A 17,813-nucleotide genomic window follows, 5' to 3' on the forward strand; every position below is an offset into this window, starting at 1 on the left:
ATCTTATTAAAATACTCAAATACCTACCTCTCTGAGGCCGGACTTACTATGCTCTCCCAATACTAAAAATGACTAATCAGCCCTGTTTATTAGGTTTTCTCTTTCAGAAAAAAAAGGCAGAAAGCTAAAATGAAAAAGCTGAAATCGTCAATGGTCGATTTCAGCTTTTTTATGGTAGAGAATTGTTAATTGAGCCTTGGTGATTAGTCCCGTTTCCCTTCGTACAAATCATATTTGAGCAAGCGACAATCGATCGTTCCATTCCAAAACTCGATCCTTCTACTTGCTTTCAAGCCAACTTTTTTCGCCAGCTCCATATTGCCTGTGAAAATATAGCCGCGATAGCCGGCACATTGCTGCTTCATGAAATCTCCCATTCTTTTATAAGTCAAGGCCAGTTCGGTCTCTTCCCCTAACCTTTCTCCATATTCGGGATTAAACATGAGTACTCCTTTCGGTCTTTCCGGAATTTCAGTATCGGCGAAATCACAAACCTGAAACTCAATCATATGATCCACTCCTGCGGTGATCGCATTTTCTTTTGCAAAGGAAATCGCCTGCAACGAGATATCCGAGGCAATAATTTTCACCTCAGGTACTTCCATGATCTTATTTTGGAGCTTTTTCATTTTTGCTTGGTAGGCATTTTCATCATAGCCCAAAATGGACATAAAAGAATAATGATCCCGATAAAGCCCTGGAAAACGCTTGGTAGCCATCAAAGCCGCTTCTATTGCCAATGTCCCCGAACCACACATTGGATTGATAAAGGGTACTCGAGTATTCCACTCAGTTGCATAAATGGTCGCTGCCGCCAAATCCTCCATCATTGGAGCCTTTCCAGGGATTTTTCTGTAGCCATGCTTGGCCAAAGTTTCCCCAGAGGTATTGATATATAAGGTTGCTTGAGTTCTTTTCCAGAACATCTGGAAAACGGCCCCTTGAAATTCGGAACCGGAATCAGGTCTTCTTCCGAATTTCTCTCGGAATCGATCTACGATAGCATCTTTGACTTTCACATTGACAATCAAAGGAGTAGTCACAGTTTCATTATCTACCACAGAATTGATGGAAAAATAACCATCCACATCCAGGTAATCCTCCCAAGAAATGGCTTTCACCCGTCTATAAATATCATCTGCGTGACGCAAATAGAATGACTTGATTTCAAATAAAACATGGGAGGCAGTTCTCAAATGTAAATTCAAATCCATGCAATCCTCCATGGAAGCGATCAGCTCCACACCAGTTCTTTGGACTGATTCAGGCACAAATCCTAATTCTCTTATTTCCTTTTCCAAATAGGAAACAGATCTATCCTTACAGGTAACAAAGACCTTTCTTCTCTCATTAAAATCAAGCATGCACAAAAGTAGGAATTTCAATCCAAAGGAATTCAATGAAAATTCAATCCTCCATTGGTAGAAAACTGTCTAAAAAGTCGCAATCGATTGCGTAACTTCCCTATAAATCGGCTTGTTCTAAACAACCGAAATAATCAATTTAGATTGATACAAATACCCAAAAAAATGAAATATAAAACGATTTTAGGCCTTTTTGGCGCTTTAGCAATATGGACTTCTGCCTGCTCTTCTCCCCAAAAAGGGACTACAACTGATGACGGATGGAGAGATTTATTTAATGGGAAAGATTTGACTGGATGGAAGCCACTTGGAGGAGAGGCAATTTTTGATGTAGAGGATGGAGTAATAGTGGGAAGAGCTGTGGCAAACACCCCAAATACCTTCCTTGTTACAGAAGAAACTTTTGGCGATTACATTGTAGAGTTGGATCTAAAAATTGAAAATCTAAGCTCCAATTCAGGCGTGATGGCTCGTGGTCAATTTGATGCCAATGCCAATGATGGTCAAGGAAGAGTTTTCGGTTATCAAATCGAAGCAGACCCAAGTGAAAGAGCTTGGTCAGGAGGTTTATACGATGAAGCAAGAAGAGGATGGCTTTATCCTTTGGAATTGAACCCCGAGGCTAAATCAGCTTTTAAAATGGGTGAATTTAACCATTACAGAATCGAGGCTATTGGGGATGAAATCAAAACTTGGATCAATGGTGTAGAAGTAGCCTATGTAGTAGATGATATGGATGCAACCGGTTTTATCGGTTTGCAGGTACATGGAATCAGAAACCCAGAAGATGCTGGAAATAAGACCTACTTCAAAAATGTGAAAGTCAAAACAGAAAACTTGGATCCTAAGCCTTTCAGTAAGGATATTTTCGTTGTTAATAACAGATTGAATGAATTGACGGATTATGAGAAATCTAAAGGTTGGAAACTGCTTTTCAATGGACAGAACTCTGATGGATGGATTGGTGCTTACAAAGAATCTTTCCCTGATCATGGTTGGTCAATCACTGATGGTATTTTGACTATTGCTGCAACTGACGGAAGTGAATCTACCAATGCAGGTGATATCGTAACAACAGACGAATATTCAGCTTTTGACCTTGCTTTTGAATTTAAATTGACTGAAGGAGCAAATAGTGGTTTGAAATATTTTGTAACGCTTTCTGAAGGAAACTCCGGTTCTGCCATTGGGTTGGAATATCAAATACTAGATGATGAAAAGCATCCAGATGCAAAAATGGGGATAGAAGGAAACAGAACGCTTTCCTCTTTGTATGATCTAATCAAGGCTGACAAGCAGTCTCGTTTCATCAAACCAATTGGCGAATGGAATAAAGGAAGAGTGGTAGTTTATCCAGACAACAAAGTGGAGCACTATTTAAATGGTGTCAAAGTAGTGGAGTATGTAAGAGGTTCCCAAGAGTACAGAGATCTGGTAGCAATCAGCAAGTACAAGAAATGGGACAACTTTGGTGAGGCAGAAAAAGGCCGGATCCTGTTACAGGATCATGGCGATGAAGTAAGCTTCAAAAACATCAAGATTAAAGAATTGAAATAAGACCCAAAATCCATGAGTAAACAAAACCGAAGAGAGTTTATCAAAAAAAGTAGTGCTGCCACGCTGGGACTATCAGCTTTGGGAGCAGTTGGATTTTCAGCAAAATCTTATGGTAGAATCCTAGGAGCCAATGACCGTCTCAATGTTGCGATAGCAGGATTGGGAAGAAGATTAGGTGCTTATTATGAGCCAATTGGTGCTGCATCCAGCAATGTCAACTTACTTTATCTATGCGATGTCATGGATAGTCAAATGACCAAAGCTGCTACAAACTTTTCCAAACATATTTCCTACCAGCCCAAATTAGAAGGAAATATTATGAAAGTATTGGAAGATTCTGATCTAGACGTTCTTATCAATGCCACTCCAGATCACTGGCATGCTCCAGGCACTTGGTTAGCCTTAGAAAGAGGAAAACACGTTTATGTAGAAAAGCCATGTTCTCACAATCCAAAAGAAGGGGAACTCTTAATCGCTTTTCAAAAGAAATATGACAAGGTTGTTCAAATGGGTAATCAGCAAAGATCGGCACCTGAAAGCCGTGAAATTATTGCTGCCATTCACAATGGCGCTATCGGTAAACCATACAAAGCCTTGGCTTTTTATAGCAATGCCAGAGGACGAGTGGTAAACCCCACTCCTGCTGCCCCGCCAGATGGTTTGAACTGGGATTTATTTCAAGGTCCAGCTCCTAGAAAAGCCTATCAACATGATACCTGGAATTACAACTGGCACTGGTACGGATGGGATTATGGAACTGCCGAAACTGGAAACAATGCTACCCACGAACTAGATGTAGCCAGGTGGGCACTTCAGGTAGACTATCCTAGCCACGTTAATGTTGATGGTGGAAAATACCATTTTGAGGACGATGGATGGACTATGTACGACACATTGGAAGCTCAATTCAAATTTGGTAATGGTTCGACAATTGTTTGGGATGGAAAAAGCCGAAACGGTTACAATACGTATGGTGCTGATAGAGGAACCATCATTTATGGATCTGAAGGAAGCGTATTTGTGAACAGAGGAGGTTATAAGCAATTTGATAGAAGTGGCAAGTTGGTCAAAGACAGTTCTTCTGCCAGTAATGAGGCTGGAACAGCTCTTGGTGGTGGAGGTGATATGAGTACCACACACGTTCAAAACTTCTTCAATGCAGTACGTGGAAAAGAAAATCAAAACTCAAATATCGAAGAAGGTGCAGTAAGTACATTGCTCTGTCACCTAGCTAACATTTCCTACAGAACTGGGGAGCAATTAACCTGCGATCCCTCCAATGGACATATCACAAACTCTAAAAAAGCCCAAGCACTTTGGAGTAGAGAATATGAAAAAGGCTGGGAGCCTCCTAAAGTGTAATGTATTTTATATATACTATTTTGTAAAAGGTCAAATTATATAATTTGACCTTTTTTAATATCCAAAATTTTTCCGCAATCGTTTCCTATTTATAAAATATATTATAAGCAATTTTTCCACATTATTTTTTCACTTTAAGCAATTTTTCCACAAAAAATTTAAAGAGTTAATAACTTTCTGAAATACAGTAATTTAATCGCAATCGATTCCGTAACAAACCTATAATAAGGTATTGTTAAGAGTTTTTAATCTGTTTAATTTTTTGATTGCATTCATCATTGAATAACTCACCATTATCAATGATTTCTGCCATTTATAAACAATCTATCTATTAACAAAAACCTAAAATTTATGCGCACAAAACTTTACACCTATTGGATGGTGGCGCTGATCTTTTTTATAGGCATAACAAGTTCCTATGCTCAAGATCAAGAAGTACGAGGTGTCGTCTTCGATGAAGATGGCTCGCCTTTGCCAGGAGTTACCATATTATTAAAGGGTAGTACTCGCGGTACAACCACTGATTTGGATGGTGAATTTACCATCTCTGCTCCTTCTACCGGAATTTTGGTCTTTTCTTTTATCGGTTATAATCCAACTGAAATAACCGTAGGCAACCAAAGTCAAATTAATGTGACTATGAGTCCAGACTTGGCTGATCTGGAAGAAGTGATTGTGGTTGGATATGGTACTGCCAAAAAAAGTCAATTAACTGGAGCAATATCTTCGGTGGGATCCAAAGAGATTCAAGAATTGCCGATTACCGATGCCAGACAGGCACTTCAAGGCCGAGCAGCAGGTGTCGATGTTACCCAGCCGGGTTCCAAACCTGGGTCGGCACCACAAGTTAGGATTAGAGGTCGTAGGTCATTCAATGCATCGAACGAACCTCTTTATGTAGTTGATGGGATTCCAATTGTGGGTGGATTAAATGATATCAATCCTCAAGACATCACATCTATGGAGGTACTCAAAGATGCCTCTGCAACTGCAATATATGGATCTAGAGGATCCAATGGGGTGGTTTTGATTACTACAAAAAGGGGAACCAAAGGTAAAACCATCGTCTCCCTGGATTCTTATTATGGTGTAAATAAGAAGCTAGGAACTATTGATGTGTTTAATGGCCCTGAATTCGCTGAATACAAAAGAGAATCTAGAAGAGCTAGTGGTGAATATCCAGATGGACCTGCTACACCTCAGGCAGATGAATCTTTATTCGAGCCAGTTGAACTAGAAGGAATTGCATTAGGTAGAAGTACCGACTATGTTAATGGTTTATTGAGAAATGGAGCAATCCAAAGTCATCAAATCGGTGTAAGTGGTGGCTCTGAAAAAACAACATTCTTTGTTTCTGCCAACTATTTCAATGACAAAGGTGTGATCATCAATCAGGATTATACCCGCTATACTTTCCGAGCTAATATTGACCATCAGATCAATAAGAAAATCAAATTCGGAACCTCCACCTTGGTTTCTTACAGTGAAAGAAATGGAGAGAATTTCAACCCACTGGGTGGAGCCTTGGCTGAAAATCCTTTAGGTAAACCTTATGATGATGAAGGCAACCTGATCTTCCTTCCTACTTCAGATGGTTTGCGTACCAACCCATTTGCAGAAATTGTTCCCGGTGCACAAGAAGATTTAACCAAAAACTATAGAATTTTCAATAGCATCTATGCCAATTGGGAGATTGCCAAGGGATTAAATTATCGATTTGTATTTGGTCCGGATATCACGATAAGCAGAAATGGAAGATTCACAGGTTCTCAAACCAATGCAAGACGTGGTGGGGATGCTACAGGTAGTGTTTTGGACGAATTTACCTTTAACTATACTGTAGAAAACATTCTTACCTATAACAAAACTGTTAAGGATGTACACAATTTTAATTTAACTGCTCTTCAGTCGATCCAGAAAGACCGATATGAAAATTCCTCTATCAGTGTTTTGGGTATTCCTGCTGAGTCCCAACTATTTCACCGTTTAGGGGATGCTTCACAGATTACAGGAGCCAACACCATCATTTCAGAATGGGCACTTCTCTCCTTCATGGGTAGATTGAACTATGACTACAAAAACAAATATTTATTAACTGCAACATTGAGAGCAGACGGAAGCTCCAGATTCGGTGAAAACAACCGCTTTGGTTACTTTCCTTCTGTAGCCTTGGGTTGGAATATCCATTCTGAGGATTTCATGCAATCCTCCAAAGTATTTGATCAATTGAAGTTGAGATTATCTTATGGTGAAATTGGTAACCAGGCGATCAACCCTTATCAAACCCAAGCATTATTGGGTAGAACTTCTTATGCCTACGATAACTCACCTGCCTATGGATATAGACCAAATACCATCGGAAACCCTGATTTGAAATGGGAAACATCTTCCACTTTCAATGCCGGTTTGGACTTTGCTATTTTCAATAGCAGAATCTTCGGTTCATTAGAATACTACATCACGAATACTTCTGACCTTTTGGCTCCACAACCGCTTCCAAACTCAATCGGATTTGGTGGGTTTACAACCAACATTGGGGAAACTCAAAACAGAGGTATTGAATTGACTCTATCCACTTTGAATATTGAAAAAGGTGATTTTATGTGGTCAACGGACTTCATATTCAATAGAAACAGAGAGGAAATCATATCCTTACCGAATGGAGATGATATTTCTGCAGGTAGATTTATCGGTCAGCCTTTGACCATCTTCTATGATTGGAATAAAATCGGAATTTGGCAATTGTCTGAGACTGATTTGGCTACCTCTTTTGGTGACAAACCAGGTGAAATCAAAGTGGAAGACATCAATGGAGATGGCAAAATCAATGCTGATGACAGACAATTCTTAGGTTCTGTTGTTCCAAAGTTTGCTTTGGGTATGACCAATAGATTCACCTACAAAGGTTTTGACCTTTCCTTTTTCTTATATGGAAGATTCGGTTTTATGATCCGTTCTCAATTCCACACTGGTAACAATACTTTGGCAGGACGATACAACAATCTGGATGTTGATTACTGGACTCCAGACAATCCAACCAATGAGTTTCCTAGACCAAATGTGAACCAAGAAAGTGCCAAATATGCAAGCTCTATGCAATATTTCGACGGTACCTTTATCAAGGTTAGAAACATCAATTTCGGATACAATTTGAATCCTGAAGCAGCGAAGCGAATCGGTTTGACCAGCTTGAGATTGTATACTAGTATTCAGCAGCCATTCATTTTCGCAGAATATAGATCCAAATACAAGGGGATAGATCCTGAAGTATTCATGGACGGAGAGCAAGGAGTAGCTGCAGGATCTGTCAATGCCAATGTCGCTCCGGCGGTCACTTCTTTCACATTTGGTATCAATGCAAAATTCTAAACAGAGATGAAAAATTTAGCTATAAAAATGAACACTTGGGCTAAAACTACAGCCCTGGCATTAGGATTAAGTGCCACAGTTTCCTGTAGTGGTTTTTTGGAGGAAGATGTGATTTCCCAAATCGGAAATGACTACCTAAATACCCCAAAAGGATTGAATGATGGGATCAATGCCGCCTATAGCACCATGCGAAACTGGTATGGTACAGAGCGTGGAAACAACTTCACGATCTTTGGTACAGACATCTATACCAATGGTGCTGATGGTTCTTGGAAATTCATGAATACCTATACCAACCAGTTTGATTCCCAAAATGGACATGCCCGCGAAGTTTGGGATGAATTATACCGCGGCATCAATACCTGTAATGCTGTAATCGATCGGTCAGCCAATGTAACAGGGATCAACGAAGAGCTGTTATTGCAAAGAATTTCTGAGGCAAAGTTTATCAGGGCTCATCATTACTTTATTTTGGTTCAACTGTTTGGAGGTGTTGATTTGCAATTATCCGAAACTCAAGTTCCAACTAAAGAGGTGACTAGAGCCTCAGTTGCTTCGATTTATGCGGCAATCATTCAGGACCTTGAAGAGGCTATTCCAAATTTGGAGGCCAAAACCCAATCTTCAGATTATGGTAGAGCTACTCGACCTGCTGCAGAACACCTTTTGGGGAGAGTTTATTTAACAAAAGGAACCTCTGAAGCAGCTGAATCTTCCGATTTTGCAAAAGCAGAGCCGCTCTTGCAAAATGTAGTTTCCAATTACGGTTTCGAATTACTTCCTGATTTTGGGGATGTTCATGCCTTTGGGAATGAAATCAATAATGAGGTAATCTGGTCCGTGCAATACACCAGAGATCCATTGACCAATGGTGGAGGAAACAATGCTCACGTTTTCTTTTTGATGGAGTATGATGTTCAGCCTGGGATGCAGAGAGACACCGAAAACGGTAGACCTTTCAAAAGATACAGACCTACTGATTATACATTGAATGTCATCTTTGCAGATAGAGTAAATGATTCCAGATATAAAAAATCATATCGTGATAATTTCTTGTCTAATAAGCCGGGAACTTATAATACTACTTTCGACAAATCTAAAGAGACAGTAACCTTTGCTCAAGGGGATACCACCATGTGGCTTCCAGGTTACAATATGTCTGAAGCCGAAAGAGCCAAATACCCTTATCAGGTGTTGACTCCTGAATTGTATACAGAACGTCTTTTCCCTGCTTTGAAAAAGCACATGGACCCGGGAAGAGCTGATAGAACTCAATTTGAGGGAGGTCGCGATTATATCGCATTTAGATTAGCAGACACCTATTTGCTTTTGGCTGAGGCTCAGTTCCGTCAAGGAAAGATGACTCAAGCGACAGAAAATATCAATATGGTCAGAAGAAGAGCCGCATTCCCAGGAAAGGAGACAGAAATGGAAATTTCTGAAGGTGATTTGACTTTTGAGTTTATCACTGAGGAAAGAGCTCGCGAATTGATCGGCGAACAAACAAGATGGCTTGACTTGAAGAGATGGGGAATCCTTATAGAACGAGTTAAAGCATACAACCCTCAAGGTGGACCAAATATTCAGGACTTCCACGTATTGAGACCAATTCCACAGAACCAAATAGATAGAGCCGAGGGCAATGCTAGTGCTTTCCCTCAAAATCCAGGTTATTAATAAATAGTTAAGCTGGTTTATTTAACAGTATAGCTGTCCTGATCTTCGGGGCAGCTATTTTTATTTCTTTTTTGAAATTATCCAAACTGAAAATTCCTGATTTTTATCATAGCTTGGCCAGACATATACTAGCTATTGCCTCTGCGAATGGAGATAATTTTACTGAATTAAATTGTCAAAATATTCGCATTACCTATATGAGTACTATTTCTCAACAAAATCCCCCTCATTCCTTTCATATTCCAGTGATGGGCTTGGGCTATACTGTTGATAGCCCTATCAAAGTTGCACATCTGGGCATTTCCAGTGTCATTTCCATTATGGACGATCAACTTTTGGAAATGATGAGAAAAATTTATTCTGAAAAGTATCAGCTTGAATTTCATCCTATTCATGAAAATGAAGAGGATTCCAGAGCAAAACGAATAACAGCCTTTTTGGATTTGACTCATGATTTAGTATTCAGACAATTGGAACATGTCAAAGCCTTCGAAAATCTAGACTCTTCACTACTTCAAAAATATATTCAACTTCTTCCTCTTAATCATCCACTGAATAAAATCATTAAGTCTTTGAAAGGAAAAGAAATTACAAAGGAAGACAGAGAAGCTGTTCAGAACATGATCAAGCCGGGAAAGATTGACATCAATATCATGACCAAGGTCGACAAGATCAACTATGATAAGAATGGCAATCCCCTATCCAGAGAGTATTCAGATGCACTTTCCGCATTGAGAGGATATGCCAACAGCAAATTGGAATCATCTGTGATTTTTTCTGCAGGAATGAATCCTGCCTTATTTGCCTATGCTGAAAATTTTGAGGACTTTTTCCCTGACGATTCAGGCTTTATCAAAAAGAAAATCTGTCTGAAAGTCAGCGATTATAGATCTGCTTTGATCCAAGGTAAATTTTTAGCCAAAAAAGGGCTTTGGGTTTCAGAATTTCGAATAGAATCAGGACTAAACTGTGGAGGACATGCTTTTGCTACGGATGGATTCTTAATCGGTCCCATTTTGGAAGAGTTCAAAAGCAATAGAGCCGAATTGAAATCTTCAATTCTTGAGATCTGTAATAAGACATTACATGAAAAAGGAAAAACATTATTTCAAAATCCTCAAGAGCTAAAAATCACCTATCAAGGTGGAATTGGTACCGCACAGGAAGACAGTTTCTTAAGATCCCATTATGAATTGGACGGAACTGGCTGGGGAAGCCCATTCCTTTTGGTCCCAGAGGCCACTTCAGTGGACCAAGACACAATGGACCGATTGCTCAAAGCCAAACAATCAGACTATTTCCTAAGTGCAGCATCACCTCTTGGAGTACCATTTAACAACCTGAGAAATTCCAGTGGTGAAGATCAAAGGAAAGCTAGAATTGAGAAAAATAGACCTGGAAGCCCTTGTTACAAGAAGTTCCTTTCTTTCAGCACAGAGTTTACCGAAAAACCGATTTGTACTGCCTCCAGACAATATCAAAACCTGAAAGCTAAGCTTTTCCAAAAAGGAGAAACAAGTTCTGAGTCCTACAAAGACACATTGGAGAAAGATTGTCTCTGTGAAGGATTAAGTGCACCAGCTATCTTGGCGAACGGAGGAACTCCAAAACGAAATCTGAATGCTGTAACCATTTGCCCAGGTCCCAACTTGGCTTATTTCAAAGGTACTTTTAGCCTTCAGGAAATGGTGGATCATATCTATGGTAAAATCTCCTTGAATCTGGATGCCAACAGACCGCATGTATTCATCAAGGAGCTTCAACTTTACATTACATATCTTAAAAATGAACTCGAAAAGGTAGGGCCTGAAATCAATGCACGGAAGCAATCCTATTTTGAAAAATTCAAATCCAACCTTTTAAATGGAATGGATTATTATAAAAATTTGATTCAGGATTACACTCCAGACACCGATGAAATCCTAGATAAAATGAAATCCCAAATGAATCAAATCTGGCAGGAACTAGATGAATTATTACCCAAACAAACTGTCAACGCCTAATGACAAAAAAGCCCTTTGAAATGAATCAATGGGCTTTTTACATGTTCTTTTCGAAATAATTAACGAGCCATCGTAGACTCTCTGATTGTCAATTTACTCGGAATCACAATGACCTGATCTTTCAATTCATTATGACGTGGTTTGGTCAGTTTCTTAATCAATAATTTGGCACACTCCTGACCAATCGTTAAAGCAGGCTGAGTGATGGTAGAAAGTGATGGACTCAGCAAACCAGCAGAGCTCATATTTGAAAAAGTAATGATCTTCAAATCATCTGGAATACTCAGTTTGGTTTTTTTCACCGCATGGTAGGTCGCCAATGCCAATTTTTCTACAGATGACAATATTCCATCAGGCCTGTTTTCAGACTTCAATAGCTCGGTAATCAATTGAATATTTTCCTCATCGCTACGACAACAATGCAGACTAAATGTTGGCTCTGGCTGCATTCCAGCTTCCTTTAGTGCATCCAAGTATCCTCTATAGCGCTCTTTAGTAATGGAAAGCTCTTTGGCCAACATCAAAAAGGCAATTTTTTGACAACCCTGCTGGATCAGATGCTTTGTACCTTCGTAAGCGCTTTCATAGTCATTGGTGATAAACTTGGTAGTAGGAATATCTGAACAAACTCTGTCAAAGAAAATAATTGGTAGGTCTCTTTGATACAACTTTTCCAAATGTGAAACATCACTGGTCTGACTGGAAACTGACATCACAATCGCATCTGCCCTTTTATTCTGAAGAAGGGAGACGATTTTCTTTTCTTTCTCCACATCCTCATGTGTACTGTAGACCAATAAATGGTATCCATGCTCATGAGCTATCTCCTCAATACCATCCATCACTTGAGCAAAAAAGTTATTGATTCGCTCAGGAATAATCACCGCAATGGTCTTACTTTTATTTTCCCTCAAGCTTCTTGCAAAGGGATTAGGCTGATAATTGAGCTTTTCAGCCATGTTGATCACCTTCTTCTTTGTCGCCTCGGAAATCTCGTAGCTATCGTTCAAAGCTCGAGAGACTGTAGAAGGAGCCAATTTCAATTCGGCAGCCAACTCTTTTAAACTAATTCCATTACTCATGACTATTTTGGGTTGTTTGAAATAAAAGTGCTTGAAAATACGAAGGAAATAAAGTCTCTTCGTAAAAATCTTTAAAAAATCGCAATCGATTTCGTATTTAAATCTTAAAAAACCCTCATTTCAGGGTAAATTCAAAGATAAATAGCCAATCCTAAAACAAGGAAAAGTACCTATGATCTCTACCGAAGTCCAAACCAATTTCTTATCGGAAGACTTTCTTCTACAAAGCCCATACGCCAAAATTTTATATCATGATTTTGCCAAAAATCTACCAATCATAGATTATCATAACCACCTCCCTCCAAATGAGGTCAATGAGGATCGAATGTTTGCAAACATGAGCCAGATCTGGCTTGCGGGTGATCATTACAAATGGAGAGCCATGCGAACGTTGGGGGTTTCAGAAAAATTTATCACCGGAGACGCATCCGACAAAGACAAGTTCGCTGCTTGGGCAAAATCAGTCCCTTACACCATGCGAAATCCACTTTACCACTGGACTCATTTAGAGTTGAGAAGGTATTTTGGTGTGGATGATCTATTAAGTGAGGAAAATGCATTTGAAGTTTACAACCATTGTAATGAGCAATTGGCCTCGCCTGATTTCAGTACAAACGGCCTTTTGAAGCAGATGAATGTGGAGGTAATTTGTTCTACAGATGATCCAGCAGATAGCCTCCAGGAGCACGTAGAATTTGCCCAAAAAGCGGATTCCTTTCAGATGTATCCGGCATTTAGACCTGATAAATCCTATGCAGTGGAAAATCCAGAAATTTACCTTTCCTACTTGGAAAAACTAGGAAAAGCAGCTGGAATCCATATCAATACCTATGAAGATCTTTTGGCAGCTTTGGCAAACAGAATTGATTTCTTTCATGATCGAGGTTGCCGCTTATCTGACCATGGTTTAGAGCAGCTATACTTCTTCGAAAAAGAACAATACAATATTCAAGACCTATTTGAGCTCTTGAAAAACAAGAAGACATTAACCACTTCAGAAATCCAGTATTTCAAGTTCAAGACCTTGACGGCACTTTGCAAGATGTATCATGCAAAAGGCTGGGTACAGCAGTTCCACCTGGGAGCTTTGAGAAATACCAATCATCGGATGCTTTCTACTTTGGGTCCTGACACAGGCTTTGATTCAATTGGAGATTTCGTGCAAGCAAAAGCTTTGGCTCAATTCTTCAATGAGTTGGATTCCAATGACCAACTGACCAAATCTGTGATCTACAATTTAAATCCTGGAGACAATGAGGTCTTCGCTACCATGGTTGGCAATTTCAATGATGGAAGTACCAAGGGAAAGATTCAGTTTGGATCAGGCTGGTGGTATTTGGACCAAAAAGACGGAATGGAAGCGCAGATGAATACCCTTTCCAATATGGGCTTGATTTCCTGCTTTATTGGAATGCTGACAGATTCAAGAAGCTTCTTGTCTTTCCCAAGACATGAGTATTTCAGAAGAATCCTTAGTAACCTCTTCGGAAAAGATGTAGAAAATGGAGAATTGCCTTGGGATGAAAAGTGGCTTGGCAAAATCATCTCAGATATCTGCTATTTCAATGCTAAAAACTATTTTGACTTTCACCCAACCAATATTCAAATCAAACCATGAGTAACAATCTTTTCTCCCTCCAGGGGAAAACAATCGCATTTTCAGGAGCCACAGGTGTTTTAGGAGAATCCATGAGCCTTCATTTAGCTCAGGAAGGTGCAACAGTTTTGATTTTGGGAAGAACTCCTTCAAAGGTGGATTCCCTAGTTGATAAAATTAAATCTGAAGGAGGAAATGCCCAAGGATATATCTGTGATGTCACAGATGAAAAAAGCTTGGAAGAAGCCGCAAAAGCCATCGAAAAAGACCATGGATCTATCGATACTTTGATCAATGCAGCTGGTGGAAATATGCCGGGTGCAGTCGTGACTCCGGATCAGAATTTTCTGGATTTGGACACTGCATCTCTTCGAAAGGTATTGGACTTGAACTACATGGGCACCGTGCTCCCAATCAAATTCTTACTTCCTTTGATGCTAAAAAACAACAAAGGAAACATATTGAATATCAGCTCCATGGCTGCATCCAGGCCCATGACTCGAGTGATGGGCTATGCCTCTGCAAAAGCTGCAATTGACAATTTAACCAAATGGCTTTCTGTAGAATTGGCAGGTAAGCATGGACCTGAATTCAGAGTAAATGCAATAGCTCCTGGATTCTTTTTAACCGAGCAAAACAGAACCCTTTTGACAGAGTCAGATGGCTCTCTGACCAAAAGAGGAAATCAAATCATCACCCATACTCCAATGGAAAGATTTGGAAAACCGGATGACTTGCTAGGAGCTCTTCAATGGCTTTGCTCTGATGCATCTGCTTTTGTTACAGGAACAATCGTACCTGTGGATGGTGGATTCAGCGCTTATTCCGGTGTTTAATTTCGAATTTATTTAATCCCAAAATAGATCTATATGATTCCAAAAATGGAACAGACCATGCGTTGGTATGGTCCCAATGACCCAGTTAGCTTACAGGACATCCGTCAATCAGGTGCTACCGGAATCGTGACGGCATTGCACCATATTCCAAATGGAGAAGTTTGGTCAATCGAGGAAATCCAAACTAGAAAGAAAATCATTGAAGAGGCCGGTTTGACCTGGTCGGTCGTGGAATCAGTACCTGTTCACGAAAGGATCAAAACCAGAACTGAAAACTTCGATGAGCTGATCCAAAACTATCAGCAAACCCTCAGAAATTTAGCATCTGAAGGAATTTATACGGTTTGCTACAACTTCATGCCGATTTTGGATTGGACTAGAACGGATCTATTTAGAAAACTACCAAATGGTGCAACGGCACTTTTCTATGAAAAGAAAGCTGTTCAGGCATTTGACCTTTTCATTTTGGAAAGACCAGAAGCATTTACTGAATATAGCCAAGAAGAGATTGCTGTGGTGAAGGCTTATTATGAAGCTCTGAGCGAAGATAAAAAGCAATTGATTATAGATAATATTCTAAAAGGGCTTCCTGGATCTGAAATCGGCTATACGCTGGATGAATTCAGAGCCATGCTGAAAACCTACGACGGAATTGATGAAGCAAAGCTTCAGGAACACCTTCGCTTGTTTTTGGATGCTATTGTACCGGTAGCGGCTGAAGTAGGAGTTTATTTGACGATTCATCCAGATGACCCTCCGTTCTCTTTGTATGGACTTCCTAGGATCGTTTCTACAGCAGCAGATGCGCGAAGAATTATCACCGACAATCCTAGTCCCCACAATGGGCTTTGCTTCTGCACAGGAAGCTATGGTGTGCGTCCTGATAATGATTTGCCAGCTATGGTTGCTGAATTCGGAGATCACATCAATTTCATCCACTTGAGAAGTACTCGAAGAGATGCTGAAGGCAATTTCTTTGAGGACAACCATTTGGATGGAAATGTCCCTATGGAAGCAGTCGTAGATGAAATCTTAAAAGTTCAGGAAAAGCGAGGAAAAAGTATCCCAATGAGACCAGATCATGGTCATCAGATGTTGGATGATTTGAATAAAAAAACCAATCCTGGCTATTCCGCAATTGGAAGGCTGAAAGGATTAGCAGAAATCAGGGGGATTGAATCTGCCCTGATTTATACCAGAAATAAGTAATACTCAAGCCAGAAAAGTATTTCTGGCTTTTTTTATCCTGTTAAATGCGAAACAATTCCTTATTTTCGCATCGATTCAATTTTAACATCCTCCAACTAAATGAAAAGAGTTTTGGTAAGCGGTGGTGCCGGATTTCTAGGAAGCCATCTTTGCGACAGATTATTGAAAGAAGGAAATGAAGTCTTGTGTGTAGATAATTTTTTTACCGGAAGAAGAAGTAATATCCACCATCTTTTAGACCATAAAAATTTTGAACTTCTCAGACATGATGTAACCCATCCCCTATTTGTCGAAGTAGATGAAATCTATAACCTGGCTTGCCCGGCATCTCCTATTCATTATCAGTTTGACCCAGTTCAGACTACAAAAACCTCTGTAATTGGGGCGATGAATATGCTAGGTTTGGCAAAAAGGCTTAAAATCAAAATTCTTCAAGCAAGTACGTCTGAAGTATATGGAGATCCTGAAATCCATCCGCAGCCAGAGTCTTACCGAGGAAATGTAAATACTTTAGGTATCCGCGCTTGCTATGATGAGGGCAAAAGATGCGCTGAGACACTTTTCTTTGATTATCATAGACAACATGGAGTTCCGATCAAGGTAATGCGTATTTTCAATACTTATGGACCTCGTATGCATCCTAATGATGGCCGAGTTGTCAGCAATTTTATTGTGCAAGCTTTAAAAGGAGAAGACATCACCATTTATGGAGATGGAAAGCAGACTCGTTCTTTCTGTTATGTGGATGACAATATCGAAGGAATGTACAGCTTGATGAATTCCAGAGATGGATTTACTGGACCTGTTAATATTGGTAATCCAGGAGAATTCACCATGCTAGAGCTAGCAAACGAAGTTATTGAGCTTACCAACAGTAAAAGTAAATTGGTATTCTTGCCTTTACCACAAGATGATCCGATGCAAAGAAAACCAGTGATTGATCTGGCAAAAAAAGAATTGAATTGGGAGCCAACCATCAAATTGAGAGATGGATTGACAAAAACGATCGAATATTTCGAAGGAGTTATCTAAAACCAAATTCCAATACGATAAACCCTCAATAGATTTCTGTTGAGGGTTATTTTTTACTTAATCAATCACCTGACTTTTAAACTTCCTTTTCACTTTTAAAGCTGGAATCCAAGAAATAACCAATTCAATCGCTAAAAGTGGAATAATCCAACTGATCCATTCCAGTGTTGAATCCCGCATTTCAGGGGACTCAATAAAGAAGAATAATTTTTCCTGTGGAATATCCCCTATCAAGCGCAAGAATACAAATACCAACGCCAACCCATAACTACGAATGGCAAATAGCCGATGGTCTTTGATATTTCCATTTCGAATGGTAACCCAGGCTGCCACAACCATAAAAATCCATATTAGCGAAAGTAGAATCAATGAAACAATTGACCCTTCTAAGTCAATTCTCACTCCCAAAACGAAAGCCGAAATTCCTCCTAACAAAGATCCCAAGAGGTAAATTTTTCCCAATGTCCTGTGGATTTTGACATTCTTGATTCGGAGACTTTTTGAAAATTGAAAAGGCCCTAAAATCAGAGGGGCCAAAGCGGTCAAAAAATGAAAGACATACCAAAACACTTTGGTTTCTAAATTCCCTTCTGTTAGGAATCTAAATCGAATACCTCTAAACAAATAATAGGCACTCAAGAGGATGATCACCGACCAAAAAACTCTTGCAAGAGTTGGTTTTTTCAAATGAATTCAAAGAAATGAATATGGTTTGTTTGGTCTAG

Annotated in this window: 12 protein-coding genes; 9 read left to right on the top strand and 3 right to left on the bottom strand. The window is 39.6% G+C overall.

The window, feature by feature from the left end; genetic code table 11:
- Positions 1-203: 203 nt before the first annotated feature.
- Entirely contained in the window at positions 204-1,364 is a 1,161-nt protein-coding gene (locus O0V13_RS19645) for a THUMP domain-containing class I SAM-dependent RNA methyltransferase (protein WP_268036712.1), read from the bottom strand.
- Positions 1,365-1,529: 165 nt separating this feature from the next.
- Between O0V13_RS19645 and O0V13_RS19650 the strand changes: the two genes are divergently transcribed.
- The 5 genes from O0V13_RS19650 (at position 1,530) to O0V13_RS19670 (ending at position 11,332) form a co-directional block, all read left to right on the top strand.
- Positions 1,530-2,921, top strand: a complete 1,392-nt coding sequence (locus tag O0V13_RS19650) for a 3-keto-disaccharide hydrolase (RefSeq protein ID WP_268036713.1) — start codon at positions 1,530-1,532, stop codon at positions 2,919-2,921.
- A 12-nt stretch (positions 2,922-2,933) separates the two neighbouring features.
- Positions 2,934-4,283 carry a Gfo/Idh/MocA family protein gene (locus O0V13_RS19655; protein ID WP_268036714.1) on the top strand — a complete coding sequence of 450 codons (1,350 nt, stop codon included), beginning with the start codon at positions 2,934-2,936 and terminating at the stop codon, positions 4,281-4,283.
- A gap of 351 nt (positions 4,284-4,634) precedes the next feature.
- Positions 4,635-7,652: a SusC/RagA family TonB-linked outer membrane protein gene (locus O0V13_RS19660; protein WP_268036715.1), complete on the top strand. Its 3,018-nt coding sequence runs from the start codon at positions 4,635-4,637 to the stop codon at positions 7,650-7,652.
- A 6-nt stretch (positions 7,653-7,658) separates the two neighbouring features.
- Positions 7,659-9,329, top strand: coding sequence for a RagB/SusD family nutrient uptake outer membrane protein (locus O0V13_RS19665; RefSeq protein WP_268036716.1), 1,671 nt, complete (start codon positions 7,659-7,661; stop codon positions 9,327-9,329).
- Between the two features lie 197 nt (positions 9,330-9,526).
- Entirely contained in the window at positions 9,527-11,332 is a 1,806-nt protein-coding gene (locus O0V13_RS19670) for a hypothetical protein (protein WP_268036717.1), read from the top strand.
- Positions 11,333-11,391: 59 nt separating this feature from the next.
- On the opposite strand, the gene O0V13_RS19675 is transcribed toward O0V13_RS19670, so the two are convergent.
- Positions 11,392-12,414, bottom strand: coding sequence for a LacI family DNA-binding transcriptional regulator (locus O0V13_RS19675; protein ID WP_268036718.1), 1,023 nt, complete (start codon positions 12,412-12,414; stop codon positions 11,392-11,394).
- 172 nt (positions 12,415-12,586) lie between these two features.
- Here O0V13_RS19675 and uxaC point away from each other — a divergent pair, with 172 nt between their 5' ends.
- The 4 genes from uxaC to O0V13_RS19695 all read left to right on the top strand — a co-directional run bounded on the left by uxaC (position 12,587) and on the right by O0V13_RS19695 (position 17,088).
- The gene (gene uxaC, locus O0V13_RS19680) at positions 12,587-14,032 is read left to right on the top strand and encodes a glucuronate isomerase (protein ID WP_268036719.1); all 1,446 of its coding nucleotides are present in this window, start codon (positions 12,587-12,589) and stop codon (positions 14,030-14,032) included.
- A complete protein-coding gene (locus tag O0V13_RS19685; RefSeq protein ID WP_268036721.1) occupies positions 14,029-14,847 on the top strand; it encodes an SDR family oxidoreductase in 819 nt (272 codons plus the stop codon). Before uxaC ends, O0V13_RS19685 begins: the two co-directional genes overlap by 4 nt.
- Positions 14,848-14,880: 33 nt before the next feature.
- The gene (gene uxuA, locus O0V13_RS19690; protein WP_268036722.1) at positions 14,881-16,056 is read left to right on the top strand and encodes a mannonate dehydratase; all 1,176 of its coding nucleotides are present in this window, start codon (positions 14,881-14,883) and stop codon (positions 16,054-16,056) included.
- A gap of 99 nt (positions 16,057-16,155) precedes the next feature.
- Positions 16,156-17,088 carry a UDP-glucuronic acid decarboxylase family protein gene (locus O0V13_RS19695; RefSeq protein ID WP_268036723.1) on the top strand — a complete coding sequence of 311 codons (933 nt, stop codon included), beginning with the start codon at positions 16,156-16,158 and terminating at the stop codon, positions 17,086-17,088.
- Between the two features lie 57 nt (positions 17,089-17,145).
- On the opposite strand, the gene O0V13_RS19700 is transcribed toward O0V13_RS19695, so the two are convergent.
- Entirely contained in the window at positions 17,146-17,775 is a 630-nt protein-coding gene (locus O0V13_RS19700) for a DUF2306 domain-containing protein (protein WP_268036724.1), read from the bottom strand.
- Positions 17,776-17,813: the final 38 nt, after the last annotated feature.

This window comes from Algoriphagus sp. PAP.12, assembly GCF_026652115.1.
Classification (GTDB): Bacteria; Bacteroidota; Bacteroidia; order Cytophagales; family Cyclobacteriaceae; genus Algoriphagus.

Bases quoted from the DNA above. Each gene is read 5' to 3' on its own strand.
- O0V13_RS19645 (WP_268036712.1), bottom strand. From the start codon at position 1,364: ATGCTTGATTTTAATGAGAGAAGAAAGGTCTTTGTTACCTGTAAGGAT.
- O0V13_RS19650 (WP_268036713.1), top strand. From the start codon at position 1,530: ATGAAATATAAAACGATTTTAGGCCTTTTTGGCGCTTTAGCAATATGG.
- O0V13_RS19655 (WP_268036714.1), top strand. From the start codon at position 2,934: ATGAGTAAACAAAACCGAAGAGAGTTTATCAAAAAAAGTAGTGCTGCC.
- O0V13_RS19660 (WP_268036715.1), top strand. From the start codon at position 4,635: ATGCGCACAAAACTTTACACCTATTGGATGGTGGCGCTGATCTTTTTT.
- O0V13_RS19665 (WP_268036716.1), top strand. From the start codon at position 7,659: ATGAAAAATTTAGCTATAAAAATGAACACTTGGGCTAAAACTACAGCC.
- O0V13_RS19670 (WP_268036717.1), top strand. From the start codon at position 9,527: ATGAGTACTATTTCTCAACAAAATCCCCCTCATTCCTTTCATATTCCA.
- O0V13_RS19675 (WP_268036718.1), bottom strand. From the start codon at position 12,414: ATGAGTAATGGAATTAGTTTAAAAGAGTTGGCTGCCGAATTGAAATTG.
- uxaC (WP_268036719.1), top strand. From the start codon at position 12,587: ATGATCTCTACCGAAGTCCAAACCAATTTCTTATCGGAAGACTTTCTT.
- O0V13_RS19685 (WP_268036721.1), top strand. From the start codon at position 14,029: ATGAGTAACAATCTTTTCTCCCTCCAGGGGAAAACAATCGCATTTTCA.
- uxuA (WP_268036722.1), top strand. From the start codon at position 14,881: ATGATTCCAAAAATGGAACAGACCATGCGTTGGTATGGTCCCAATGAC.
- O0V13_RS19695 (WP_268036723.1), top strand. From the start codon at position 16,156: ATGAAAAGAGTTTTGGTAAGCGGTGGTGCCGGATTTCTAGGAAGCCAT.